Source organism: Kribbella sp. NPDC000426 (assembly GCF_040300265.1).
Taxonomy (GTDB): Bacteria; Actinomycetota; Actinomycetes; order Propionibacteriales; family Kribbellaceae; genus Kribbella.
Genome location: NZ_JBEPDK010000003.1, coordinates 754,514 through 777,835, shown reverse-complemented (window position 1 = coordinate 777,835; position 23,322 = coordinate 754,514). Strand labels below are relative to the sequence as shown.

The window sequence follows — 23,322 nt, the reverse complement described above, 5'->3', positions numbered from 1 at the left end:
GCGACTGCGAGTGGTCTAGCCGGGCTTGGTTCAACGGTGGTGGAAAGGCTTCCGAACAGGTCTAGTCAGGTGTTACGCAAGACCAATGCATGGTTCGTTGCCGGGGAAGGCTGCCGAGATCCGGGCGTTGTTGCTGAGTCTGATCGACACGTTGCCGGAGGGTGCCGCGCTGCCGGCCGAACGTGAGTTGGCGGCGCGGTGGAACGTGGCGCGGATGACGTTGCGGCGGGCCGTGGACGAGCTGGTGATCGAGGAGTTGCTGGTACGCCGGCACGGCAGCGGCACGTACACGAGCCGGCCGAAGGTGGCGCGCTGGCTCGGGATGATCGGGTTCTCCGAGGACATCCGCCGCCGCGGGATGCGGCCCGGGAACACCATGCTCGAGTTCCGGCAGCAGAAGGCGGAGCGGCCCGCGGCGCGCCGGCTGCGGATCCCGGTGGGCGATCCGATCATCGCGTTCACCCGGCTGCGGCTGGCGGACGACCATCCGATGGTGGTCGAACGTACGACGCTGCCCGCGGCGTACGTCCCCGGACTGCGGGCCGAGGACCTCGACGGCTCGCTCTACGACCTGCTCACCAGCCGCTACGGCATCGACGTCGCCAGCGGCACCTATCGCCTCGAGCCTGTCATCCCCGACGCCAAGACGGCCGGCTGGCTCGACATCCCGACCACGCAGCCCTGCCTCGCCCAGCACGGCATGAGCTTCGACGGCCGCGACCGCGTCTTCGAGTACACCTCGGCTGTTTACCGCGGCGACCGCTACGCCTTCACCACCGAGCTCCGCTCGACTGCACCGTCGCGGAAGGTCACTGACGCGTCACGGTGATTACTTGACCTGGCGAGGGATCACTAGGGTGAGCGAGTGGATTTGGGCTCGCCGATCAGCACAGTCGTCCCGTCACTGGACGGCCCAGTGCTGCTGGTGCTGGCACAGGCCGAGGAGGGTCTGTCCGGCCGGCAGATCCACAAGCTGGCGGAGTCGGGCAGCGTCGCGGGCGTGCGGCTCGTGCTGCAACGGCTGGCGGCGACCGGGCTCGTACACGTCGACGATCTCGGCAACTCGTTGCTCTATCGCCTTAACCGCAAGCACATCCTGGCCCCGATCGTCGACCAGCTCGCCGACCTCCGCAGTACGTTGATCAGTCGGCTCGCCGACGAGCTCAACAGCTGGCGGATGCCACCGGTCCACGCCAGTGTGTACGGCGCGATCGCGCGCGGCGACGGTGACCTCGACAGCGACGTCGACCTGCTGCTGATCCGCCCGGACCGGCACGAGTTCGTCGACGTGCTGTGGGAGGAGCAGGTCGGCCGGTTGATGCAGACCGTCGTCGACCTCACCGGCAACCCGGCCCACGTCTTCGAGCTCAGCCGCACCGAGCTCTCGGGTCACCTCGACACCGAGGACCCGATCCTCAACGACTGGATCCGGCCGAGTATCGAACTCGCCGGGGTACCTCTGATGGAAGCCGGCCGGATGCCGGTCTCAGCCGCCAAGTAGCGGGGCCATCCACCGAGCGATCAGGCTCTGCCGCCGAGTCACCCGCTCCTCGACATCCGCGAGCGTCATGGCTCGCAACCCCGCGTTGATCCCCAGCCAGCGCAGCGGTTCCGGCTCCCAGGCTCGCGACCGGTGCCCGACCCAGGGCAGTCGCGTCAGCGCGGTGTCCCGCTCGAGGATCAGGTCGCGCAACGTGCGTCCCGCGAGGTTCGTCGTACTGACGCCGTCTCCGACGTACCCACCCGCCCAGGCGACGCCGCGCTCCAGCCCGACCGAGGCGCACCAGTCCCGCGGCACGCCCAGCGGACCGCCCCAGGCATGCGTGAACTCCGGCGAGATGTCGAACAGCTCCCGCAACGTCTTCTGCAGCCCCTTGAACACCCGCGGTACGTCGTCGAACCCGGGCTTGATCCGCGACCGGAAGTGGTACGGCGCACCGCGCCCGCCGAACGCCAGCCGCCCGTCCGCGGTCCGCTGCCCGTAGATGATCAGATGCCGCTGATCACTGAACGTCGGCCGGTCCGCGAGCCCGATCCGGTCCCACACCTCGGCACTGAGCGGCTCCGTTGCCACCATCAACGAATACACCGGCGCAACGACCCGCGACTGCCCGTCCAGCCCTGGTGTGAACCCCTCGGTCGCCCGTACGACGACCTCCGCGCGCACCACGCCGTACGGCGTTCTCGCCCGCCCGGGCAGGATCCGGGTCACCGGCGTCTGCTCGTAGATGGTCACCCCGAGTCGCTCGACGACCGCGGCCAGTCCGCGCACCAGCTTCCCCGGATGGACCGCCGCGCAGTGCGGCGTGAACGTTGCCCCCAGCACCTTTGTCGCCCGTACCTTCGGCGCCACCTCGTCCGGTGTGAGGAACTGCAGATCCCCCGGCCCCCACTCGGCCGCCGCGTCCACCTCGGCCCGCGCTCGCGCGAGCTGGACCTGCGTGCGAGCGAGCACCACCGTCCCGCCCTTGTGGTAGTCGCAGTCGATCCCCTCGGCCGCGCTCACCAGGCCGACCTCGTTCACGCTCGCCTGCATCGCCCGGTGCAGCTCGATCGCCGCCTCCCGGCTCGATCCCCGTAGCGACGCCAACCGGCGCGAGGACACCGGGAACAGCGCCGAGCACCAGCCGCCGTTACGCCCCGATGCCCCGAACCCGGCGGTCTGCGCCTCCAGTACGACGATGCGCAACGACGGGTCGGCTTTCGCCAGGTAGTAGGCCGTCCACAGCCCGGTGTACCCGGCGCCGACGATCACCACGTCGGCGTCCCGGTCGCCCGCCAGCCTCGGACGCTCCGGGAGCGGATCAGGAGCCGACCAGAGGTTCAGCGCACACCCCAGGAGTAGGTCTGTTTCACCAGCTTCAGGTAGACGAACGTCTCGGTCGCCTTCACACCCTCGATCTGGCGGACCCGCTCGGACAGCACCTGCAGCAGATGCTCGTCGCTCTCACACAGCACCTCGGCCAGGATGTCGAACGAGCCGGCCGTCACCACGACGTACTCGACCTCGTCCATCTTGGCGAGCTCGTCGGCGATCGGCTCCAGCGCGCCCTCGGCCTTGATCCCGATCATCGCCTGCCGGTCGAACCCGAGCTCGAGCGGATCGGTGACCGCGACGACCTGCATCACACCGGCCTCGGTGAGCCGCTGCACCCGCTGCCGGACCGCTGCCTCGGACAGGCCGACCGCCTTGCCGATCGCGGCGTACGAACGCCGGCCGTCGAGCTGGAGCTGCTCGATGATCGCCTTCGAGGTGTCGTCCAGCAGGGTCTGGTTCTTGTCGGGGTTCCCCGTTCGCACTGCCACCTCAGGATCTTTTCACCGGGTCCGGGGCGTCAGCAAGTCACGAAAGCGGAATTCGTTGCGAAATGGCCGATTAGCTTCGGAATCCCTTGTTCTGATCGCCAAGGTTTGACAGTATCGCCCGCGACAGACGGTTCCAAGGGGGTTCCATGAGTCCTCGTCCCCAGCGCGTCGTGGGGCGTCGCGCGGTCCTCAAGGGGATGTCGCTGTCCGCGCTCGGGGTCGGAGGGGTGCTGGCGGGCTGCGGGATCCCGCCGGCCAGGCAGAGCGCGGACAGCTGCATCAGCACCGATATGTCGGCCTCGCAGAAGACGCTCAACTTCTCGAACTGGCCGAGCTACATGGACGAGTCCGACGAGAAGGTGAACGGCAAGACCGTCCTGCCGACGCTGGAGGAGTTCCAGAAGCAGAGCGGGATCGCGGTCACCTACACCGCCGACGTCAACGACAACGCCGAGTTCTACGCCAAGGTGCGCGACCAGCTCGGCAGCTGCCAGTCCTGCGGCCGCGACATCTTCGTCCTGACCGACTGGATGGCGGCCCGGATGGTCGGGCTCGGCTGGTTGCAGAAGCTGGACCACGCCAAGATCCCGAACGTCGACCAGCAGCTCCTGCAGAAGCTCAAGGCACCTGCCTGGGACCCGAACCGCGACTACAGCGTGCCGTGGCAGAGCGGCCTGACCGGGATCGCGTACAACGCCAAGGTCACCAAAGAGGTCGGCAGCATGACCGACCTGCTCACCCGCAGCGACCTGAAGGGCCGGGTCACGTTGCTGTCGGAGATGCCGGACACGATGTCGTTCATGCTCAAGCTGGTCGGCGCCGACCCGGGCAACTTCAACGACGCCGAGTGGAGCAAGGCGCTGGACAAGCTCCAGGAGTACGTCGCCTCCGGGCAGGTCCGCCGGTTCACCGGCAACGACTACGTGCAGGACCTGAACGCCGGCAACATCGCCGCCTGCGAGGCCTGGTCCGGTGACGTGATCGCGATGCAGGCCGACAACCCCGACATCAAGTTCGTGGTGCCCGAAGAGGGCCTGATGCTGTGGTCGGACAACATGCTGGTTCCGAACAAGGCGACCCACAAGACCAACGCCGAGGCGTTGATGAACTACTACTACGAGCCGGAAGTCGCCGCCACGCTGGCCGACTGGGTCAACTACATCTGCCCGGTGACCGGTGCGAAGAAGGCGATGGAGACCGTCGACCCGGATGTGGTCGACGACCCGCTGATCTTCCCCGACGAGGAGATGCTCGCCAAGACGGCGGCGTTCATGCCGCTCGACACGGCCAAGGCGGCCCTCTACGAAACCGACTTCAACCTCGCGATCGGGGGCTGATAGATGACCAGTGACCTAGTTCTCCACGGAATCAGCAAGCAGTTCAGCGGGCACCGGGCAGTCGACAACCTCGACCTGACCGTCCCGTCCGGCTCGTTCTTCGCGCTGCTCGGCCCGTCCGGCTGCGGCAAGACCACCACGCTGCGGATGATCGCCGGCCTGGAGGAGCCGACCACGGGCAGCATCCGGCTCGGTGAGCAGGAGATCACCGGACTGCGCCCGTACAAACGCCCCGTCAACACGGTCTTCCAGAACTACGCGCTGTTCCCGCACCTCGACATTTTCGAGAACGTCGCGTTCGGGCTGAAGCGGCGCGGCGTCAAGGACTTCAAGCCGAAGGTCGAGGAGATGCTCGGCCTGGTCGAGCTCTCGACGTACGGCAAGCGACGGCCGGCGCAGCTGTCCGGCGGTCAGCAGCAACGGGTCGCGCTGGCCCGCGCGCTGATCAACCGGCCGCAGGTGCTGCTGCTGGACGAGCCGCTCGGCGCGCTCGACCTGAAGCTGCGGCGGCAGATGCAGCTGGAGCTGAAACGGATCCAGACCGAGGTCGGCATCACGTTCGTCCACGTCACCCACGACCAGGAAGAGGCCATGACGATGGCCGACACCATCGCGGTGATGAACGGCGGCGTGATCGAGCAGATGGGTTCGCCGGCCGAGCTGTACGACCTGCCCGCAACGACGTTCGTGGCCAACTTCCTCGGCCAGTCGAACCTGATCCGGGCCACGATCATCGGACAGGCCGAGGAGAACATCACCGTCGACGTCCACGGCCGCAAGGTGACCGTCCCGCTGCCGCGGTGCCGCGTCACCGAGGGCGAGGTCTGGATGGGGATCCGGCCCGAGAAGGTGTTCATCGCGACCGCGGGGACCGAGCAGAGCAACGGGTCGAACCAGTTGCGCGGCGCGGTCGTGACGGACGTCAGCTACGTCGGCGTGAGTACGCAGTACCTGGTCAAGCTGCCGTGGGACCAGGAGCTGACGATCTTCGAGCAGAACACCGGCGCGCGCGGGACGTTCGGGGTCGGCGAGACCGTCGACCTGCACTGGTTGCCGACGCACACGTTCGTGCTCGACGCCGACCAGGACGCGCGGGCCGGGGTCGAGCACATCGACGATCCGGGCGGTGCCTGATGAGTGCGGTCGGCCAGCTCGGCGCCGCCGCGGCCGCACCGCCCGCGAAGGTCGAGCGCTCCGGGCGGCGGTTCACGGGGTACCTGTTGCTGCTCCCCGGCGGGTTGTGGCTGCTGCTGTTCTTCGTCGTGCCGCTGGTTTCGTTGCTGGCGGCAAGTTTGTACGACCCGAACGGGTCGATCGAGTCCGGGTTCAAGATGACCTGGCACTTCCAGAACTTCGTCGACACGATGGCCGACTACGCGCGACCGTTCGGGCGGTCGTTGTGGTACTCGTTGCTGACGACGGTGTTCTGCCTGCTGCTCGGGTATCCGCTGGCGTACGCGATCGCGATGAAGGCCGGCCGGTGGAAGAACCTGATGCTCGCGCTGGTGATCGCGCCGTTCTTCACCAGCTTCCTGATCCGGACGCTGTCGTGGAAGTTGCTGCTGTCGGACAACGGGTTCGTCGTCGACGCGCTGAAGTGGCTGCACATACTCGGTCCGGACGGACGGTTGCTGGCGACAACGACCGCGGTGGTGACCGGGCTGACGTACAACTTCCTGCCGTTCATGGTGCTACCGCTGTACGCCTCGCTCGAACGGATCGACCCGCGGCTGATCGAAGCGGGCGGTGACCTGTTCGCCAACCCGTTCACGACCTTCCGGACGGTGACGCTGCCGCTATCGATGCCGGGCGTGGTCGCAGGCACGCTGCTGACCTTCATCCCGGCAGCCGGTGACTACATCAACGCGCAACTCCTGGGTACGCCGAGACAGCGGATGATCGGCAACGACATCCAGCGGCTGTTCTCCGCCGGCGCGTATCCGACAGCGGCCGCGTTGTCGGTGACGCTGATGGCGGCGATCGTGGTGCTGGTCCTCCTGTACGTCTGGCGGGCGGGGACGGAGGAACTGGTATGAGATGGATCAGGCAGCGGCTGGTCGTCTTCGTCGCCCTGCTCGTGCTGCTCTATCTGTTCGCGCCGATCGTCGTCGTGATGCTGATGTCGTTCAACGAGCCGAAGAGCAAACTGTCGTACACGTTCGACGGCTTCACCTGGGCGAACTGGCAGCATCCGTGCCGTCCGTACGGGCTCTGCGACGCGGTCAGCACCTCGCTGCGGATCGGGTTGCTGGCGACGGTGATCGCGACCGCGCTCGGGACGTTGATGGCGTTCGCGATGGTGCGGCACCGGTTCCGCGGACGCTCCGCGGCGAACCTGTTCATCTTCCTGCCGATGGCCTCGCCGGAGATCGTGCTCGGGTCGTCACTGCTCGCGCTGTTCGTGTCGGGCGGCTTCGGCGGCAAGCTCGGGTTCTGGACGGTGCTGATCGCGCACGTGATGTTCTGCCTGTCGTTCGTGGTCGTGACCGTGAAGGCGCGACTGACCGGGATGGACTCGCGGCTGGAACAGGCGGCGATGGACCTGTACGCGAACGAGTGGCAGACGTTCTGGCGGGTCACGTTCCCGCTGGTGTTCCCCGGCATCCTGGCCGCGGCGCTGCTGAGCTTCTCGCTGTCGTTCGACGACTTCATCATCACGAACCTGAACGCCGGTACGACGGTGACGTTCCCGATGTTCGTGTGGGGCTCGGCGCAGCGCGACATCCCGCCGCAGATCAACGTCGTCGGTACGGCGATGTTCCTGCTGGCGCTCGTCCTCGTCCTGGGAGGTGAGCTGGCCCGCCGCCGGCGTACCCGATGAAACTGGCAGCTCTCGCCGAGGCCGAACCGCGAGTCTTCTGGCTCGAGGACAAGGCGGCTCCGGAACCGCTGCCCGCGCTGCTGGGGCCGGAAACGGCTGATCTGGCGGTGGTGGGTGGCGGGTATACAGGGCTGTGGACGGCGTTGCGGGCGAAGGAGCGGTACCCGTCGCTGGACGTCGTACTGCTGGAAGGGGATGTGTGCGGTGGCGCCGCTTCGGGGCGGAACGGCGGGTTCTGCGACGCGAGCCTCACCCACGGGTACGCCAACGGGGTGGCCCGGTGGCCGGCCGAGATCGACGAGTTGGAACGCCTCGGGCTGGAGAACCATCGTGCGCTCGGCGAGACCATCGCCCGGTACGGCATCGACTGCGACTGGCAACTCACCGGCGAACTGACCGTCGCCACCGAACCGCACCATGTCGAAGAACTCGCAGCTGAGGCCGCCGAGCGCCCCGGAACACAACTGCTCGACCAGGAGGCGGCCCGGGCGGAGCTCCATTCGCCTACTTACCTGGGCGCCTTGTACGACCCGTCCCGCACTTCTCTGGTCGAGCCGGCCCGGTTGGCCTGGGGGCTGCGCCAGGCCTGCCTGGACCTCGGCGTACGCATCCACGAACACAGCGCTGTCACGCGGCTGCACTCGAAGTCGTTGCACACGGCAACCGGGTCTGTCCGCGCGGACCGGATCGCCTTGGCTACCAACGCTTTTCCGTCGTTGCTGCGCCGGTTGCGTCTGTACACCGTCCCGGTCTACGACCTGGTCCTGGTCACCGAGCCGCTGTCCGCTGTCCAGATGGCGTCGATCGGCTGGCACCGCCGGCAGGGTGTCGGCGACGCGTCCAACCTCTTCCATTACTACCGCCTGACCCGGGACAACCGCATCCTGTGGGGCGGGTACATGCCGCTGTACTACTTCGGCAGCCGCATCGACCCTTCGCACGAGCAACGCAACTCGATCCACACGATGCTGGCCAAGCACTTCTTCCAGACGTTCCCCCAGCTGGAGGGCCTGCACTTCACCCACCGCTGGGGCGGCGTCATCGACACCAGCACCAGATTCTGCGCCTTCTACGGCACCGCTCACGCCGGCCACACCGCCTACGCCCTCGGCTACACCGGCCTGGGCGTAGCCGCCACCCGCTTCGGCGCCGACGTCATCCTCGACCTCCTGTACGCCGAATCCACCCCCCGCACCGCCCTCCAAATGGTCCGCGACCGCCCCCTCCCCTTCCCACCCGAACCCCTCCGCTCAGCCGGCATCCACCTCACCCGCTGGTCCATGCACCAAGCCGACAAACACACCGGCCACCGAAACCTCTGGCTCCGAACCCTCGACCACCTAGGCCTAGGCTTCGACTTCTAACAACTGGTTCACCCCCGCGCGCTACGCGGATGCCCTTCGTCGCTCCGCTCCTCAGCCACATCCGCTACGCCCGCTCCCTTCCACCCCCCCGGCTCATCGCCGGTCCTTCTGCGGGCTCATCGCCCGCCTCTGCGTGCTATCGCACGCGTTGACTACCCCGGGGCCAGCACGCTCGTCGAGGCGACCGGCCCCGCGGGGTTCGGGTCATTGCCGGCCGGTTACTGCTACCGGAGCGTGCATGATATTGGCGATAACATTCGGGTCAGCGCCGAAACAAAGCAGAACCACGAGCACTACGAACCCGACAATGACTTTTACGGTCGTGTCGGAAACGCTAATGGAGACCGTGTTTACTTGGTCCTTCTTCTTGGCCTTCTTACTTCCCTTCATTGATGGACTCCTTTCCAGTGTGAGCGTCCGAGCGGCTTGGAGCTTCAACTGGTGAAGGCGTCCTAAGCTTCTCTCCCTCGAGTTATTAGGCAACAAAAAGGTCGCCAACCTTCGGATGGCGACCTGCATACAGAAACTTGCAACAGCCCTGACAGGATACCGCGACCGATAAGAATGTGTCAACGGCTCGATCTCAGACTGTCAAGCTTGAGAATGACCTCTCAAGGCGAAAAGAATTCAACCAGCACTCCGTATCGCGCGAATTTATCTCGGTGTTCTGGGGCCACTGCGACGCCGCTCGCCAGGTCTCCCGAGATGCGGGTCGGGCAGGTCTGTGAGACACGTTGCCCAGTGCTGCGATTCCTTTGGCGGCTTCTGCCGGTCTACAGGCTTGTCGATCGAAGCCTGTGAGAGAGGAACCCGAACCGTGGACCGTGAATCCGTGGCAACCCGGCAGCTGAGCCGTGCCTTCGCCAGCACCCGAAGCGTGCTGAGCGAGGTCAGCCCTGGCCAGTTGGAGGCGGCGACACCGTGTGCGTCATGGGACGTACGCGCCCTGATCAACCACTTCATCAACTCGGCCCAGTGGGGCGCGGCCGCCGTCAGCGGCCACGAGCACGCCGAGGAGGATTATGCACCCGAAGACTTCCTAACCACCTACGACAACACCATCAAAGCCACCCTGGCAGCCTTCGAGTCCCCCGACGTCCTGGACCGGACCATCCAGCTACCGTTCGGCAAGTTCTCCGGCGCCGACATCCTCAACATGGTCACCAGAGACCAATTCACCCACGGCTGGGACCTGGCCCAAGCCACCTACCACCCCGCCGACCTGGACCCCGACCTAGCCACCGAACTCCTCACCCAAGCCCGCCTGGACATCGTCGACGCGTTCCGAGGCCCAGAAGGCCAAGCCATCTTCGCCCCCGCTACCACCCCTTCCCCAACCGCACCCCCAGCCGACCAACTAGCCGCCTTCCTCGGCCGCCTCTGCTGAAAGCGACTTCTCCAGCTCACCCACCGCCGAGTCGTGGCGATTGGCTCCCGCCCCGTCCCCCGAGTCGTGAGATTCGGCTGATATTCGCAGCCAATCTCCACGACTCGACGAGTCAAAGCCGCCGGGGCGGATTCCTAGAGGAGGGACTCGGCTTCCTTCAGGACTGATCTGAGGATTGATTCCATTTCGTTGAAGTGGGGTTGGTCGCAGATCAGGGGTGGGGAGAGTTGGATGACGGGGTCGCCCCGGTCGTCGGCTCGGCAGTAGAGGCCGGCTTCGAAGAGGGCTTTGGAGAGGAAGCCGCGGAGCAGGCGCTCGGACTCCTCGTCGTTGAAGGTTTCCTTGGTGGTCTTGTCCTTGACGAGCTCGATTCCGTAGAAGTAGCCCGCGCCGCGGACGTCGCCGACCATGGGCAGGTCGAGCAGTTTCTCGAGTGTCGCCCGGAAATCCCCCTCCCGGCTCCGGACGTGCTCGTTGATGCCTTCGCGCTCGAAGATGTCCAGGTTGGCCAGCGCGACCGCGGCCGATACGGGATGGCCACCGAAGGTGTAGCCATGGGCGAATGTGGTGTCCCCGTGCAGGAACGGCTCGATCAGCCGGTCCGTCGCGATCATCGCGCCGAGCGGCGAGTAGCCCGACGTGATGCCCTTCGCGCAGGTGATGATGTCCGGCTGGTATCCGAACCGCTCGGCTCCGAACATGTGGCCCAGCCGGCCGAAGGCGCAGATCACCTCGTCGCTGACGAGCAGTACGTCGTATTCGTCGCAGATCTCGCGGACGCGTTCGAAGTACCCCGGTGGCGGCGGGAAGCAGCCACCGGCGTTCTGCACCGGTTCCAGGAAGACCGCGGCGACCGTCGACGCGCCTTCGTTCTCGATCGCGACCGCGATCTGGTCGGCGGCCCAGCGGCCGAAGGCCTCCGGGTCGTCGCCGTGGATCGGGGCGCGGTAGATGTTCGTGTTGGGCACCCGGAAGGTGCTCGGCACGAGGGGCTCGAACGGCTCCTTGAGCTCCGGCAGTCCGGTGATCGACAGCGCCCCCTGTGTCGTACCGTGGTACGCGATCGCGCGGCTGATCACCTTGTGCTTGCCCGGTTTGCCGGTGAGCTTGAAGTACTGCTTGGCCAGCTTCCACGCCGACTCGACCGCTTCGCCGCCGCCGCTGGTGAAGAACACCCGGTTCAGATCGCCGGGCGCGTACGACGCGACCCGCTCGGCCAGCTCGATCGACTTGGGATGCGCGTACGACCAGAGCGGGAAGAACGCCAGCTCCGAGGCCTGCTTGGCCGCCGCCTCGGCGAGCTCCGTCCGGCCGTGGCCGAGCTGGTTGACGAACAGGCCCGCGAGACCGTCCAGGTACCGCTTGCCGCGGGCGTCGTAGATGTACACCCCGTCGCCGCGCACGATCACCGGCACCTCGCCGGACTGGTAGCTCGACAACCGGGTGAAGTGCATCCACAGGTGGTCGCGCGCCGACTGCTGCAAGTGCGCGAAGTCGGGTGTGTCGGACGGCATAGGGCTTCCCTCTTCTCCACGCTGGCCGGTCCCGCCATCGTGCCCGGAAAACCGCCTCCAGGCAAGTGATTTCGTGCCAGAAGAACCGTTAGTCTATCGATGTCGGCGGTCATGAACCGTATCCAGCGCGGAATCCGTAGGGAGCTTCGTGGACACCTTGTTCGTGAACGGCGCGGTCTTCGACGGGACGTCGTACCGGCCGGGGCTGAGCGTAGGCGTCCGCGACGGCCGGATCGTGGCTGCCGACCAGACCGGCAGGGCGAAAACGATCGATCTCGAAGGCGGCCTCCTGCTGCCCGGATTCGTCGACGCCCACGTTCATCCGGTGCAGGGCGGCCTCGAGCGCACCCGGTGCGATCTCGCGCCCGCGCACGGCCTCCCGGCGTACCAGGCGACGATCCGGCGGTACGCCGAACAGCACCCGGATGTGCCGTGGATCCTCGGTGGCGGCTGGCACCAACCCGACTTCCCCGGCGCCGCACCCCGCGCGACCGACCTCGACGCGGTCACCGGCAACCGGCCCGCCTTCCTGGTGAACGCCGACCACCACGGCGCCTGGGCCAACAGCGCAGCACTCGCCCGGGCAGGCATCGACCGCGGTACGCCGGACCCCGCCGACGGCCGGATCGAACGCGGACCGGACGGCACCCCGACGGGCACCCTGCACGAGGGCGCGATGGACCTCGTCGGCCGGCACGTACCGCCGACCACGCAGGCCGAGCTTGTCGCGGCGCTCAAGGACGCACAGGCGTACCTGCACTCGCTCGGCATCACCGGCTGGCAGGACGCGATCCTCGGCGACTACGCCAACATGCCCGACGCGACGAACGCCTACCTCGACGTCGCCCGCGCCGGACGACTCACGGCGCGGGTCAACGGCGCGCTCTGGTGGCAGCGCGACCGCGGCGCCGAGCAGATCCCGGACCTCGTCGTACGGCGGAACGCAGTGGACCACGCGCGTTTCCGCACCGGCACCGTCAAGATCATGCAGGACGGCGTCGCGGAAAACTTCACCGCCGGCATGCTCCAGCCGTACTTCGACGGCTGCGGCTGCCGTACGTCGAACACCGGCCTCTCGTTCGTGGACCCGGTCGAGTTGCGCGACAACATCACGCAGCTCGACGCCGCCGGGTTCCAGGTCCACGTGCACGCGATCGGCGACCGCGCGGTCCGCGAGGCCCTCGACGCCTTCGAACACGCCCGGCAGCGCAACGGCGACAGCGATCGCAGGCACCACCTCGCTCACCTGCAGGTCGTCCATCCCGAAGACATCCCGCGCTTCGCGCAGCTCAACGTGACCGCGAACATACAAGCGCTGTGGGCGATGTACGACCAGCAGATGGTCGACCTCACCGTGCCGTACCTCGGCCCGGAGCGGACGGCCTGGCAGTACCCGTTCGGCGCGCTGGCCAGGTCCGGCGCACGCCTCGCCGCCGGGTCCGACTGGCCGGTGTCGAGCCCGGACCCGCTCGCCGCGATCCACGTCGCCGTCAACCGCCGCGACGACTCCACGGCTGAGCCGTTCTTTCCGGAGCAGGCGCTCGACCTCGCGACCGCGCTCACGGCGTACACCAGCACAAGCGCGTGGGTGAACCACGCCGACGACACCGGCCGGATCGAGCCGGGCGCGCTCGCTGACCTCGTGATCCTCGACCGCGACCCGTTCACCGGCCCGCCGGACGAGATCGCAGCGGCCCGAGTGCGGGCGACGTACATCGAGGGCCAGTGCGTGTTCGACTCCAACAGATAGGAACCGTCATGGACACCATCACGAACATCGTCGACGGCAAGCCGGCCGCGGCACTCAGCGGCGCGATGTACGACGTGATCGCGCCGGCCACCGGGACGGCGTACGCGCGGGCGCCGCTGTCGGCCGGCGAGGACGTCGACCAGGCGATGACGGCGGCGGCGCGGGCGTTCGAGAGCTGGCGGGACACGACACCGGCCGAACGGCAACTGGCGCTGCTGCGGATCGCGGACGCGATGGAGCGGCGGGCGGACGAATTCGTTGCGGTGGAGAGCCGCAACACGGGGAAACCGCTCGCGATCACGGTCACCGACGAGATCCCGCCGTGCGTCGACCAGCTGCGGTTCTTCGCGGGCGCGGCACGCCTGCTGGAAGGGCGGTCGGCGGGTGAGTACATGGCCGGCCACACCTCCTGGGTACGTCGGGAGCCGATCGGCGTGGTCGGACAGGTGACGCCCTGGAACTACCCGCTGATGATGGCGGTCTGGAAGATCGCGCCGGCGCTCGCGGCCGGGAACACGATCGTGCTCAAGCCGAGCGACACGACGCCGATGTCGACGGTGCTGCTCGCCGAAGTGGCGCAGGAGTTTCTCCCGCCGGGCGTGCTGAACGTGGTCTGCGGCGATCGCGACACCGGGCGTGCGCTGGTGGACCACGACGTACCGCAGCTGGTCGCGATCACCGGCTCGGTGCGGGCCGGGATGGAGGTCGCGTCGTCGGCGGCGCGGAAGCTGAAGCGGACGCACCTGGAGCTCGGCGGCAAGGCGCCCGTCGTGGTCTTCGACGACGCGGATCTGGAGAAGGCGGCACAGGCGATCGCGGCCGCCGGGTACTTCAACGCAGGTCAGGACTGTACGGCGGCGACGCGGGTGCTCGCCGGTCCGCGGATCCATGACGACTTCGTCGACGCGCTGACCGAGCAGGCCAACCACACCCACACGGGTGCGCCGGACGACCCGCAGGCGACGTACGGCGCGTTGAACAACGAGGCGCAGCTGCACCGGGTCGACGGGTTCGTCCGCAACTTGCCCGACCACGCGGCCGTCCGCACCGGCGGCTCGATCGTCGGTGAGCGCGGGTACTTCTACGCGCCGACCGTCGTGTCAGGTCTGCTGCAGAACGACGACGCGATCCAGCAGGAGATCTTCGGACCCGTCATCACCGTGCAGCGCTTCACCGACGAGGACGAAGCGCTGCGCTGGGCGAACGGCGTCGAGTACGGGCTCGCCTCGTCCGTGTTCACCCGCGACCACAGCCGCGCGATGCGGATGAGCCGCCGCCTCGACTTCGGCTGCGTGTGGATCAACACTCACATCCCGATCGTCGCCGAGATGCCGCACGGCGGCTTCAAACACTCCGGTTACGGCAAGGACCTGTCCATGTACGGCCTCGAGGACTACACCCGCATCAAGCACGTCATGTCGAACATCGACGACTAGATCACCTCGAGATAGTCCCGGCCAGGCAGCGTTGGGAAGGGCGCGTGGGGTTCGGTCTGGTACCAGTACGACGTCGACGCCAGGTCGTCCTGGAGTTGGAGGAAGCGGCCGTCGCGACGCCAGCCGAGCGCCTGGACAGTGACGCGGAGGTCCTCGGTGAAGCGGATCGTGTCCTGGATGTGCCAGCGGTAAAGACCGAAGCGCTGCTGGTTGTCGGAGAACCCGCTCGGCTCGATCACCTGCGGCATCCCCAGGTACGGCGTGGTGAACGTCGCGTACTGCCCTTGCGGATGCTCGAACGCCCAGGCGCCGCCGAAGTAGTCCTCCGTGCCGGTCCCGCAGATCGTCGGGTACTCGTCGTCGCCGTCGAGGTAGAACTTGAACTCGCCCTCACCCCACCACCCGCTGTTGTTGCAGCCCCAGGCGAGGTACGTGCCGACGTACTGGCCCTGCCCATGGACACCGTCGAGCAGCGTGTGTACTTCGCCGTACGGAACCGGGTTGCTGCGGCGGAACTGCGCGTGGAAGTAGGCCATGTCGTCCGGCACCTCGGTGCGAAGGAAGTCGACCTGGTAGAAGAAGTTCTCGATCTCGGTCTCGAGCAGGTTCTCGATCGTGATCCGCGCACCGGCCCGGAACGGCATCTGCCAGTAGCTGTTGAACCCGCCCTTGGGGTTCACCGCGATCGGCACCGAACTGACCTGGCAGTGCCGTCCCCACCCGTTGCAGAAGAAGTCGCCCAGCGGTACTTCGACCGACGGCGTCTCCTCGTCGTCCCAGTACGCGCGCAGTACCAGCGACCGCCAAGTCTTCGAGTCGACCGTGATCCATAGGTGCGTGATCGCGCCGGAGCCCTCGATCTCCGCGAGGGTCGTGGTCGACCCGGGCGCGAGGTTGATGCACGGCTGGATCTTCCAGCCCGGACCGAGGTCGCGTGCGTGTTTGGAGAGGATCCCCTCGGTCGCCCGCGCGCCGCCGGCCTTCGCGCCGTCCGGGTTCTCCGCGCTGATCGAATAGGACCGCGCGGACGACAGCCGCGCCACGTTGCCGAGATGAACGTCGAGCCCGTTGAAGTCAGCCATGGGCAACGACCCTATGGCGTCGGGGAGCCTGATGAGTACGCTGCGGTCAACCGTTGGGACCGACTAGTCGCACTGGATCACTGCATGAGCCGCATTGCCATCGATGGCGGGCAGTCCGCCCTTCGACTCCGCGTTCTCCCGTCCGGCCGGACCGGCGAAGGGCCCGGGTACACGCACGGACCGGATGCGCTCCGGAACATGCTCGACGCCATCGGCTCCGCCGCGGCGGAGGCCGAGGTGACTGGGCGGGTCAAGGTCGTTGCCCTCGGTCTCACCGGGTACCCGCAGGCATCCGGTGCTGCGAGCAAGTTCGCGGCTGACGTCGGCGAGTTACTGAACGCGGACGAGGTGCGACTGACCCAGGACATGGTCACGGCGCACGCCGGCGCGCTGCCCGAGGGGTACGGCGTGGTTGTTGCTGCGGGCACCGGACTCGTCTGCCTGGCGGTCGATCGTGACGGTACGTGGCGGAAGCTGGACGGGCACGGGTACCTGTTCGGGGACGCCGGCAGTGCGTTCGCGATCGGCCGCGCCGGGCTGGTCGCCGTACAGCGGTCACGCGACGGTCGCGGGCCGGTCACCAAGCTCGCGGAGACCGCCCTCGATCCGGTGACGCTCTACCGGTCCTCGACGCTGGTCGACGATGTGGCGCGGTTCGCTCCCGAAGTACTGCGGTGTGCGGCCGAGGGCGATCCGGTCGCGCACGATGTCGTCGTACTCGCAGCCCGCGACATCGCTGAGACGATCGGTGCCGCGGTCGCGCAACTGGCCGGTGAGGGACCTGTGCCGGTCGCTTGTGTGGGCGGTCTGTTCAACGGCGCGGGCGAGCAGCTGCTGGCGCCGGTCCGCGACGCTCTCCCGCCGCGCGCGCGGCTCACGCCTGCGGCGGGCAACTCGCTCGACGGCGCAGAACGTCTCGCACGCGGACCAGCCGGGACGTACGCCGACCTGATTGTGACGCATCGCCGATGAGAGTCCTTGCCCGCGGCAGCCTCGTGGTGTCCTGCCAGGCAGGTCCCGAGAACCCCATCCACGGACCCGCAGCGATGGCGTTGATGGCGCAGGCCGCGGAGGCAGGCGGCGCCGGCGCGATCCGGGCCAACGGGCCGGAGGACATCGCCGCTATCCGGGCGGTGACCGACCTGCCGATCGTCGGGCTGCACAAGCTGGGGGATCCGGCCGGCGTCTTCATCACGCCGACGTACGAGGCCGCCGCTGGTGTCGTCGCGGCCGGCGCGGACGTGGTCGCGCTCGATGCGACGTTGCGCCGGCGTCCGGGCAGTTTGGTGCGGCTGATCGTGCGGATCCACGACGAACTCGGCGTACCGGTGATGGCCGACGTCGACAGCCTTGATGCCGGTCTCGCGGCCCGGGACGCGGGCGCGGACTTCGTCGCGACGACGTTGTCTGGGTACACCGACAGCCGTACGCCGGATGGGCCGGACGTCGACCTGGTCCGCCGGCTTGCGGCCGAGCTGACCTGCCCGATCATCGCCGAAGGACGGATCTCGACGCCGGACGATGTCCGTGCCGTCTGCGAGGCGGGCGCGTACGCCGTCGTGGTCGGTACCGCGATCACCAATCCGATGGAGATCACCGCCCGCCTGGCCGGCGCCCTTCCGGTCCGATAGAGACTGGTCACATGCGCCTGCTCCACCGCCGTGTGCGGCCCCTTGCCGAGACGACCTCGATAATTCCGGTGTTGACCGTTTATCTTGGCTTCCAACGTCACATCACTGCCGGTATGACAGTTGGAGCCTCCTCGTGACCGAACTCCTCCTGGCCGCGACGTCGCTGGACGTCACTCCGCCGCCCGGCCACCGGCTCGACGGGTACGCCGCCCGCGCCGGTGTCGCGACCAGTACTGCGGACCCGTTGTGCGCCACGATGATCTGGCTGTCGAGCGTGGACGACCCCGGTGTGCTCTGGCTCACGCTCGACGCGATCGCGGTCAGCTCCACGCTCGCCCGCGAGCTCGCGGAGGCGGCCGGGGCCGCCGCCGGTATCCCGCCGTCGCACGTGGTCGTCTCGGCGTCGCACACGCACTCGGGGCCGTCGGGATGGACTGGCGAGATTCACCCCGTCATCCCAGCTGAGCAGGAGCGCTCGCTGGTCGACTCGCTGGTCGCTGCCTTGCGGGGCGCGCAGCTCACGCTTCAGCCGGTGACCGCGTCGTGGCGTTCGGTCGAGGTGGTCGGCGTCGGCACGAACCGGCACCGCCGCAACGGGCCGCACGACAACACGGCCGGAATCCTTGCGCTGCACTCGCTGACCGGTTCGCTCGAGGCGGTCCTGCTCGACTTCGCGTGCCACCCGACGACGTACGGCCCCGAGAACATGCGCTACTCCGCCGACTGGCCGGGCGCCGCGCGCGCCGCCCTCGCCCCCGCGGTCGTCGGCTTCCTCCAAGGCGCCGCCGGCGACGTCAGCCCCCGCTTCACCCGCCAGGGCCGCGGCGCCGCCGAAGTCACCCGCCTAGGCACCCTGCTGGCAACCCGCGTCCGCGAGTCCCTCGCCGGCCCCGGCCTCGAACTCCCCCAGTCGGTCCCCGCAATCCGCCGTACGACGCTAACCCTCCCCGTCCGCAACATCCCACCCGCCAACGAATCTGAAGCCCTGGTAACCGCCGCCGAAAAACTCCTCACCGAGGCGGAACAGCTCGCAACCGCCACCGAACAGCTCGCGACCACCTCCGCACCCAGCGCAACCGCAGCCGGATCCATCACGACGGCCTCCGGGCCTGGCGCGACGGCCTCCGAGCCTGGCGCGACCACCTCCGCACCCAGCGCAACCGCAGCCGGATCCAGCACGACGGCCTCCGGGCCCGGCGCGACGGCCTCCGGGCCCAACGGAACCGCCTCGGGGCCCGGCGCGCTCGCCTCGGGACCTGGCGCGCTCGCCTCGGGACCTGCCGCAGCTGCCTCCGGCGCGATTACCCGGGCCGCGGTTGACGACCCGTCCGGGCGCATCTCCCAAACGCGCCTGGATGGCGCCCGCGGCCAGGCCCTGATGGCTGCGGCCAACCTCCCCTCGGCCCTCGACCTCCCCGTCAGCGCCGTGACCATGGGCGACGTCTGCTGGATCAACCTCCCCGTAGAACTCTTCGCCGTCCACGGAGCCTGCCTCCAGTCCGACAGCACCCACCCGATAACCCGGGTAATCGGCTACACCGACGGCTACTACGGCTACGTAGTAGACCCCTCAGCCGCCCAAGCCGGCACTTACGAAGCCCTCATAACCTTCTTCGACCAACCCACCACCAACCAACTCCTCACCGAAACCGCCACCTTCGTAAACCAGTAGCCACGGCAGATCACCCCCGCCGCACCCGATCCGCCACCAACTCCTCCACGGCCGCCCCGCGCGTCACGCACCCACTCCGCCCCCGGCTCCGTACCCCCCTCACCCACCCCCGCCCGGGGCTGCACCACCCACCCTGCCCGGGGCTGCACCACCCACGCTGCCCGGGGCTGCACCACCCACCCCAGCCAGGGGCTGCGCCGCCCGCCCCCGCGCGCCGCCCACCCTGCCCGGGGCTGCACCACCCACGCTGCCCGGGGCTGCACCACCCACCCCAGCCAGGGGCTGCGCCGCCCGCCCCGCGCGCCGCCCACCCACTCCCTACCCGAGCTCCCTTCCGCACGTGCACCACTCCCTGCGGCTGCGCTGCTCGCTCCTACCTGCGGCTGCGCTGCTCGCTCCTACCTGCGGCTGCGCTGCTCGCTCCCACCTGCGGCTGCGCCGCTCGCTCCCACCTGCGGCTGCGCCGCTCACTCCCGCGCGCGGCTGAGGGGTCGGCACATCCCGGCTGGGCTGACTGAGGTCGCCGAGTCGTGGCAAGTGGTTCCTGGCGGGATCGCCCAGTCGTGAGGATTGGCTGCTCAAACGCAGCCGATTGTCACGACTCGGCGGAGCGGGCAGCGGTCAGCGGGCGGACGGGGGACGGACCGGCGGACGGGCGACGGACCGGCGGACGAGCGACGGACCGGCGGACGGGGGACGGGGGACGGGGGACGGCGGGCTCGTGTACGGCGAGCTCGGCGTACCGCGGGTGGTGGGAGCTAGGCGCCGGTGGTGCCGTCTAGTTGTTCTCGGAGGATGTCGGCGTGGCCGTTGTGGCGGGCGTGTTCTCGGAGGAGGTGGAGGTAGATCCAGCGGAGGGTGACCTGGCCGCCGGCGGGGTGGGGGACCTGGTGGTCGGGTGGGAGGTCAGCGGTGATTCGGCGGGACTCGGCGCAGGCTTGTTCGAAGGCGGCGATTACTGCGGCGACCGTCTCACCGTCCGACACTTGCCAGCTGTCCGGTCCGCCGCGGGACTCGCCGGGGATCTCGTCCCGCGGGTGGCCGGCGACGATGTGCTGGAACCAGTTGCGTTCGACGCCGGTCAGGTGTTTGACCAGACCGATCGGCGTGGTCTCCGACGGCACCAGCCGGCGTCGGGCGTCCGCCTCCGACAAACCGCGCAGCTTGTCCACCGTGACCTGCCGGTGTGAGTCCAGGAAGGCCTCCAGGACCTCGCGTTCCCCGGCAGTGCGAACCAGGTCTTCCATCTAGAGCGCCAGTTCCGGTTGGAGTTTCTTGGCGGGCCAGACGCGTTGCTTGCGGGCAGCCAGGGTCGACGCGGCCAGGGCGACCGCGAACCACGCGCCGAGCGCGAGCAGGTCGCGGCCGAGGGAGGCACCAGGTCCGCCGTACATGAGGTGTCGTACGCCGTCGATGGCGTAGCTCATCGGGAGGGCGTGGTGGAAGAAGTACAGCGGCGCCGGGATGGTCTGCCACGGGAACGTACCGCCGGCACTCACCAGCTGGACGACCATCAGCACCAGACCAAGGAACTTGCCCACAGCACCGAACCACGCCGACAACGCATGCAGGATCGCGACGAAGGTGAACGACGTCAGGATCAGGAACCCGACCGTCAGCCAAGGATGGGCGGCGTGGATCCCGAGCCCGAGTACGACGGCAACGAACACGAGCGTGGCCTGGATCGCCCCAAACAGGGCCGGAGGCAACCAACCACCAAGCGCAACCCGGAACGGCGATTGCAGTGCCGCAAGGGCACGCGGCGACAACGGCCGGACGAGCAGGAACAGCACGTACGCACCGATCCAGCACGCCAGACTGAGGAAGAACGGAGCCAGACCGGCGCCATAGCTGTCGGCCGTCGCCTGCGAGACGTTCTGCAAGGTGACAGGAGCTCCCAGCGTTTGAGCAACTGCCTTGCGCTGGTCGGCAGACGGGTTCGGGATCTGCTTGACGCCCTGAGCCAGCCCGGTGTTCAGCTGCGTCGCACCGGTCTTCAGCTGACCCACGCCGGTGGCAAGACTGTTCACGCCGGTCAGCAACTGCCCCTGCCCCACAACGGCTTGCCTCTCGCCAGCCGCGAGCTGCGCAGCACCGGTCTGCAAGCTGCCCAGCCCAGTCTTCAGCTGACCAGCACCACTGTTGAGCTGATCCGCCCCATCAGCCGCCGCAGTGATCCCGCTCGTCAGCGCCGGCGTCGCATCCGCCAGCGCGGCAGCGCCGTTCGAGACCTTCCGTGCCCCGACGGCCAGCTGGTTGAGCTGCTTCGATGTCGACTGAATCTTGGTGTTCGCCCGTACGACGGGAGCGCGCAGCTTCGCCGTCTCCAGCAGAACCTCGCGGATCTGATGCTGGCTGAAGCCCTGCGCCTTCAACCGCGCCGCGAGCCGGCTGTCGAACGTCGACAGGTCCTTCACCAGCGTGCTCGACGCGGCCGCGACCTGCTTCCCGGCACCGGCGATCTTCTCGTTGCCATCGGCAACCTGATCCGCACCGGCGGCCAACGACTTCGTCTGCTTCGGCAGCGTCGACGTCTTCCGCTTCAACGTACCCAGGCCGTTGTCCAGCTTCGAAGCGCCGGCGGCCAGCGAGCTTGCGCCCTGCGACGCCTGCGCAGTACCCGTCGCCAACTGCGTCGCACCGGCGGACAGCTGCTTCTGCGCAGTGTTGAGCTGGGCCGCCCCGGTCTGCAACTTCCCGACCCCGGTCGCCGCCGACGCCAACCCCTGCGACAGCTGCGCGGCACCAGCAGCCGCCGAGCTCACCTGCTTGTGGATCGTGTTGTACCCCGCCAGCAGCTGCGACGCCGCCGTCTCGCTGACCTCGGAGGCCACGGTCTTCGTCACCTGCGCGACGACCTGGTTGGCGATCGTGTGCGCGATGTAGTTGTTGGCGTCGTTCGTCAGCAGCTCCAGCTGCGCCTGACGCGGCGTGAACTCCGCACTCGACGCGAGATCGGACGAGAACGACTTCGGCAGCACCAGCGCGAACTCGTACTTGCCGTCCGACACCCCCGACGTCGCGTCCGCACGGTCGACCTCGTGCCAGTCGAAGCTCTTCGACTTCACCAGCTCCGCGGCGACCTCCGGTCCGACGTTCAGCTTCTCGCCGGTCGCCAGCGTCGTACCGGCGTCCTCGACGACGACAGCGGTCGGGATCTTGTCGAGCCGGCCGTACGGATCGTGGTTCGCGTACAGGTACAGCCCGCCGTACAGCACCGGGACCAGCAGCAACGCGACCACGGCCAGCTTCGGCAGCCGCCCGGCCGTCAGACGCCGCAACTCGCTCAGAGCCATCCGCAGCGCCGTCACTCGCTCTCCTCCTCAACTGAATCGACTGCATCAACCGGAGCTACCGGAGCCACAGCAGCGACCTGCACCGGATCAGGCTGGTCCGTCTCGCCCATCTGCGCCGCCTTCACATCCAGCAGCCGTGCGGAGGCGTCAGCGCAGGTGATGATCACGCCGTACCCCTGCGCCGCCAGGTCCCGCCCCAGCGCGAACCACCCATGCGGATCACCACCATGTCGATCCGGCATGGTCAGAATGACCACCTGTACGTCGAGACGCGCCACCGTGAGCTCCGCGAGCAGTCTGGTCCGTACTGCGACCGGCAGGTGCTCGAACCGTTTGCCGGCATGCTCCGCGGCGTCATGCTCGTCCAGCCACTCCAGCACGGCCTTCCGACCCGCCTTGCGACCAGCGATGGCCAGCTCCTCGCCGACAACCGTCTGCACTGGCAGGGCGTCGTCCGGCTCGGTAATGCCCGGCGCGTCGACCACGGCGACCCGTCGCCGCAGTAGAGCCGGGTCAGCGTTGCCGTCGAGCCGCACCGTCCCGGTGTCCGGCTTCAGCCGCCCGGACAGACCCAGCGCGACCGCAACGTGCCCAGCGCCCGGGTATCCGGTCAGCAGCACCACCTGATGATCTGCGACCGACACCGACGTGGCGTGCAGCATCGTCGCGTGCGGACCCTGCACGCTGATCCTGGTGGCCTCGAGCTCCATCCTGCGTCCCCCGATT

At 68.2% G+C, this 23,322-nt stretch carries 21 protein-coding genes; 13 read left to right on the top strand and 8 right to left on the bottom strand.

Annotated elements, in window-relative coordinates; translation table 11 throughout:
- Positions 1-85 precede the first annotated feature (85 nt).
- Positions 86-829 carry a GntR family transcriptional regulator gene (locus tag ABT313_RS17600; RefSeq protein WP_350854222.1) on the top strand — a complete coding sequence of 248 codons (744 nt, stop codon included), beginning with the start codon at positions 86-88 and terminating at the stop codon, positions 827-829.
- Positions 830-865: 36 nt separating this feature from the next.
- Positions 866-1,501, top strand: a complete 636-nt coding sequence (locus tag ABT313_RS17595) for a hypothetical protein (RefSeq protein ID WP_350854219.1) — start codon at positions 866-868, stop codon at positions 1,499-1,501.
- Here the strand turns inward: ABT313_RS17595 and ABT313_RS17590 are convergent.
- Both ABT313_RS17590 and ABT313_RS17585 read right to left on the bottom strand, forming a co-directional pair.
- On the bottom strand, positions 1,487-2,758 hold the full coding sequence (locus ABT313_RS17590; RefSeq protein WP_350854216.1) for an NAD(P)/FAD-dependent oxidoreductase: 1,272 nt from the start codon (positions 2,756-2,758) through the stop codon (positions 1,487-1,489). The two genes, ABT313_RS17595 and ABT313_RS17590, sit on opposite strands and share 15 nt — an antisense overlap.
- A gap of 65 nt (positions 2,759-2,823) precedes the next feature.
- Positions 2,824-3,306: an Lrp/AsnC family transcriptional regulator gene (locus ABT313_RS17585; RefSeq protein ID WP_130445555.1), complete on the bottom strand. Its 483-nt coding sequence runs from the start codon at positions 3,304-3,306 to the stop codon at positions 2,824-2,826.
- A gap of 146 nt (positions 3,307-3,452) precedes the next feature.
- On the opposite strand from ABT313_RS17585, the gene ABT313_RS17580 reads away from it, so the two are divergent.
- From ABT313_RS17580 to ABT313_RS17560, 5 genes are read left to right on the top strand one after another with little or no spacing between them, the layout of a single operon-like run.
- Entirely contained in the window at positions 3,453-4,643 is a 1,191-nt protein-coding gene (locus tag ABT313_RS17580; RefSeq protein WP_350854212.1) for a polyamine ABC transporter substrate-binding protein, read from the top strand.
- A 3-nt stretch (positions 4,644-4,646) separates the two neighbouring features.
- Complete coding sequence (locus tag ABT313_RS17575; RefSeq protein ID WP_350854209.1) at positions 4,647-5,777, top strand: ABC transporter ATP-binding protein; 1,131 nt, start codon at positions 4,647-4,649, stop codon at positions 5,775-5,777.
- Entirely contained in the window at positions 5,777-6,679 is a 903-nt protein-coding gene (locus ABT313_RS17570) for an ABC transporter permease (protein ID WP_350854206.1), read from the top strand. The genes ABT313_RS17575 and ABT313_RS17570 overlap by 1 nt, the downstream gene beginning before the upstream one ends.
- The gene (locus ABT313_RS17565) at positions 6,676-7,464 is read left to right on the top strand and encodes an ABC transporter permease (RefSeq protein ID WP_350854203.1); all 789 of its coding nucleotides are present in this window, start codon (positions 6,676-6,678) and stop codon (positions 7,462-7,464) included. Before ABT313_RS17570 ends, ABT313_RS17565 begins: the two co-directional genes overlap by 4 nt.
- Positions 7,461-8,828: an NAD(P)/FAD-dependent oxidoreductase gene (locus ABT313_RS17560; protein ID WP_350854200.1), complete on the top strand. Its 1,368-nt coding sequence runs from the start codon at positions 7,461-7,463 to the stop codon at positions 8,826-8,828. Before ABT313_RS17565 ends, ABT313_RS17560 begins: the two co-directional genes overlap by 4 nt.
- Before the next feature lie 204 nt (positions 8,829-9,032).
- Here the strand turns inward: ABT313_RS17560 and ABT313_RS17555 are convergent, their stop codons facing one another.
- Positions 9,033-9,218 carry a hypothetical protein gene (locus ABT313_RS17555; RefSeq protein ID WP_350854197.1) on the bottom strand — a complete coding sequence of 62 codons (186 nt, stop codon included), beginning with the start codon at positions 9,216-9,218 and terminating at the stop codon, positions 9,033-9,035.
- Positions 9,219-9,660: 442 nt separating this feature from the next.
- Here ABT313_RS17555 and ABT313_RS17550 point away from each other — a divergent pair, with 442 nt between their 5' ends.
- Positions 9,661-10,215, top strand: a complete 555-nt coding sequence (locus ABT313_RS17550) for a TIGR03086 family metal-binding protein (RefSeq protein ID WP_350854194.1) — start codon at positions 9,661-9,663, stop codon at positions 10,213-10,215.
- Between the two features lie 134 nt (positions 10,216-10,349).
- Here ABT313_RS17550 and ABT313_RS17545 read toward each other — a convergent pair whose 3' ends face one another.
- Positions 10,350-11,729, bottom strand: coding sequence for an aspartate aminotransferase family protein (locus tag ABT313_RS17545; RefSeq protein ID WP_350854191.1), 1,380 nt, complete (start codon positions 11,727-11,729; stop codon positions 10,350-10,352).
- 148 nt (positions 11,730-11,877) lie between these two features.
- On the opposite strand from ABT313_RS17545, the gene ABT313_RS17540 reads away from it, so the two are divergent.
- Positions 11,878-13,479: an amidohydrolase gene (locus tag ABT313_RS17540; protein WP_350854189.1), complete on the top strand. Its 1,602-nt coding sequence runs from the start codon at positions 11,878-11,880 to the stop codon at positions 13,477-13,479.
- 8 nt (positions 13,480-13,487) lie between these two features.
- The gene (locus ABT313_RS17535) at positions 13,488-14,915 is read left to right on the top strand and encodes a gamma-aminobutyraldehyde dehydrogenase (protein ID WP_350854187.1); all 1,428 of its coding nucleotides are present in this window, start codon (positions 13,488-13,490) and stop codon (positions 14,913-14,915) included.
- Here the strand turns inward: ABT313_RS17535 and ABT313_RS17530 are convergent.
- Positions 14,912-15,997 carry a glycoside hydrolase family 172 protein gene (locus ABT313_RS17530; protein WP_350854184.1) on the bottom strand — a complete coding sequence of 362 codons (1,086 nt, stop codon included), beginning with the start codon at positions 15,995-15,997 and terminating at the stop codon, positions 14,912-14,914. The two genes, ABT313_RS17535 and ABT313_RS17530, sit on opposite strands and share 4 nt — an antisense overlap.
- 84 nt (positions 15,998-16,081) lie before the next feature.
- Between ABT313_RS17530 and ABT313_RS17525 the strand changes: the two genes are divergently transcribed.
- The 3 genes from ABT313_RS17525 to ABT313_RS17515 all read left to right on the top strand — a co-directional run bounded on the left by ABT313_RS17525 (position 16,082) and on the right by ABT313_RS17515 (position 19,300).
- Positions 16,082-16,969 (top strand): N-acetylglucosamine kinase, encoded by an 888-nt coding sequence (locus tag ABT313_RS17525; RefSeq protein ID WP_350854181.1) that lies wholly within the window; start codon positions 16,082-16,084, stop codon positions 16,967-16,969.
- Entirely contained in the window at positions 16,966-17,628 is a 663-nt protein-coding gene (locus ABT313_RS17520; RefSeq protein WP_350854178.1) for an N-acetylmannosamine-6-phosphate 2-epimerase, read from the top strand. Before ABT313_RS17525 ends, ABT313_RS17520 begins: the two co-directional genes overlap by 4 nt.
- Before the next feature lie 133 nt (positions 17,629-17,761).
- Complete coding sequence (locus tag ABT313_RS17515) at positions 17,762-19,300, top strand: hypothetical protein (protein ID WP_350854175.1); 1,539 nt, start codon at positions 17,762-17,764, stop codon at positions 19,298-19,300.
- Positions 19,301-20,058: 758 nt separating this feature from the next.
- Here ABT313_RS17515 and ABT313_RS17510 read toward each other — a convergent pair.
- The 3 genes from ABT313_RS17510 to ABT313_RS17500 are packed head-to-tail and all read right to left on the bottom strand — an operon-like array spanning position 20,059 to position 23,306.
- Positions 20,059-20,547, bottom strand: coding sequence for a DinB family protein (locus tag ABT313_RS17510; protein ID WP_350854172.1), 489 nt, complete (start codon positions 20,545-20,547; stop codon positions 20,059-20,061).
- Complete coding sequence (locus tag ABT313_RS17505) at positions 20,548-22,611, bottom strand: YhgE/Pip domain-containing protein (protein ID WP_350854169.1); 2,064 nt, start codon at positions 22,609-22,611, stop codon at positions 20,548-20,550.
- Positions 22,608-23,306, bottom strand: a complete 699-nt coding sequence (locus tag ABT313_RS17500) for an ATP-binding cassette domain-containing protein (protein WP_350854166.1) — start codon at positions 23,304-23,306, stop codon at positions 22,608-22,610. Before ABT313_RS17500 ends, ABT313_RS17505 begins: the two co-directional genes overlap by 4 nt.
- Between the last annotated feature and the right edge of the window lie 16 nt (positions 23,307-23,322).

Coding starts and splice junctions, on each gene's coding strand:
- ABT313_RS17545 (WP_350854191.1), bottom strand. CDS start 11,729: ATGCCGTCCGACACACCCGACTTCGCGCACTTGCAGCAGTCGGCGCGC.
- ABT313_RS17565 (WP_350854203.1), top strand. CDS start 6,676: ATGAGATGGATCAGGCAGCGGCTGGTCGTCTTCGTCGCCCTGCTCGTG.
- ABT313_RS17575 (WP_350854209.1), top strand. CDS start 4,647: ATGACCAGTGACCTAGTTCTCCACGGAATCAGCAAGCAGTTCAGCGGG.
- ABT313_RS17580 (WP_350854212.1), top strand. CDS start 3,453: ATGAGTCCTCGTCCCCAGCGCGTCGTGGGGCGTCGCGCGGTCCTCAAG.
- ABT313_RS17525 (WP_350854181.1), top strand. CDS start 16,082: ATGAGCCGCATTGCCATCGATGGCGGGCAGTCCGCCCTTCGACTCCGC.
- ABT313_RS17570 (WP_350854206.1), top strand. CDS start 5,777: ATGAGTGCGGTCGGCCAGCTCGGCGCCGCCGCGGCCGCACCGCCCGCG.
- ABT313_RS17530 (WP_350854184.1), bottom strand. CDS start 15,997: ATGGCTGACTTCAACGGGCTCGACGTTCATCTCGGCAACGTGGCGCGG.
- ABT313_RS17535 (WP_350854187.1), top strand. CDS start 13,488: ATGGACACCATCACGAACATCGTCGACGGCAAGCCGGCCGCGGCACTC.
- ABT313_RS17520 (WP_350854178.1), top strand. CDS start 16,966: ATGAGAGTCCTTGCCCGCGGCAGCCTCGTGGTGTCCTGCCAGGCAGGT.
- ABT313_RS17600 (WP_350854222.1), top strand. CDS start 86: ATGCATGGTTCGTTGCCGGGGAAGGCTGCCGAGATCCGGGCGTTGTTG.
- ABT313_RS17555 (WP_350854197.1), bottom strand. CDS start 9,218: ATGAAGGGAAGTAAGAAGGCCAAGAAGAAGGACCAAGTAAACACGGTC.
- ABT313_RS17500 (WP_350854166.1), bottom strand. CDS start 23,306: ATGGAGCTCGAGGCCACCAGGATCAGCGTGCAGGGTCCGCACGCGACG.
- ABT313_RS17510 (WP_350854172.1), bottom strand. CDS start 20,547: ATGGAAGACCTGGTTCGCACTGCCGGGGAACGCGAGGTCCTGGAGGCC.
- ABT313_RS17560 (WP_350854200.1), top strand. CDS start 7,461: ATGAAACTGGCAGCTCTCGCCGAGGCCGAACCGCGAGTCTTCTGGCTC.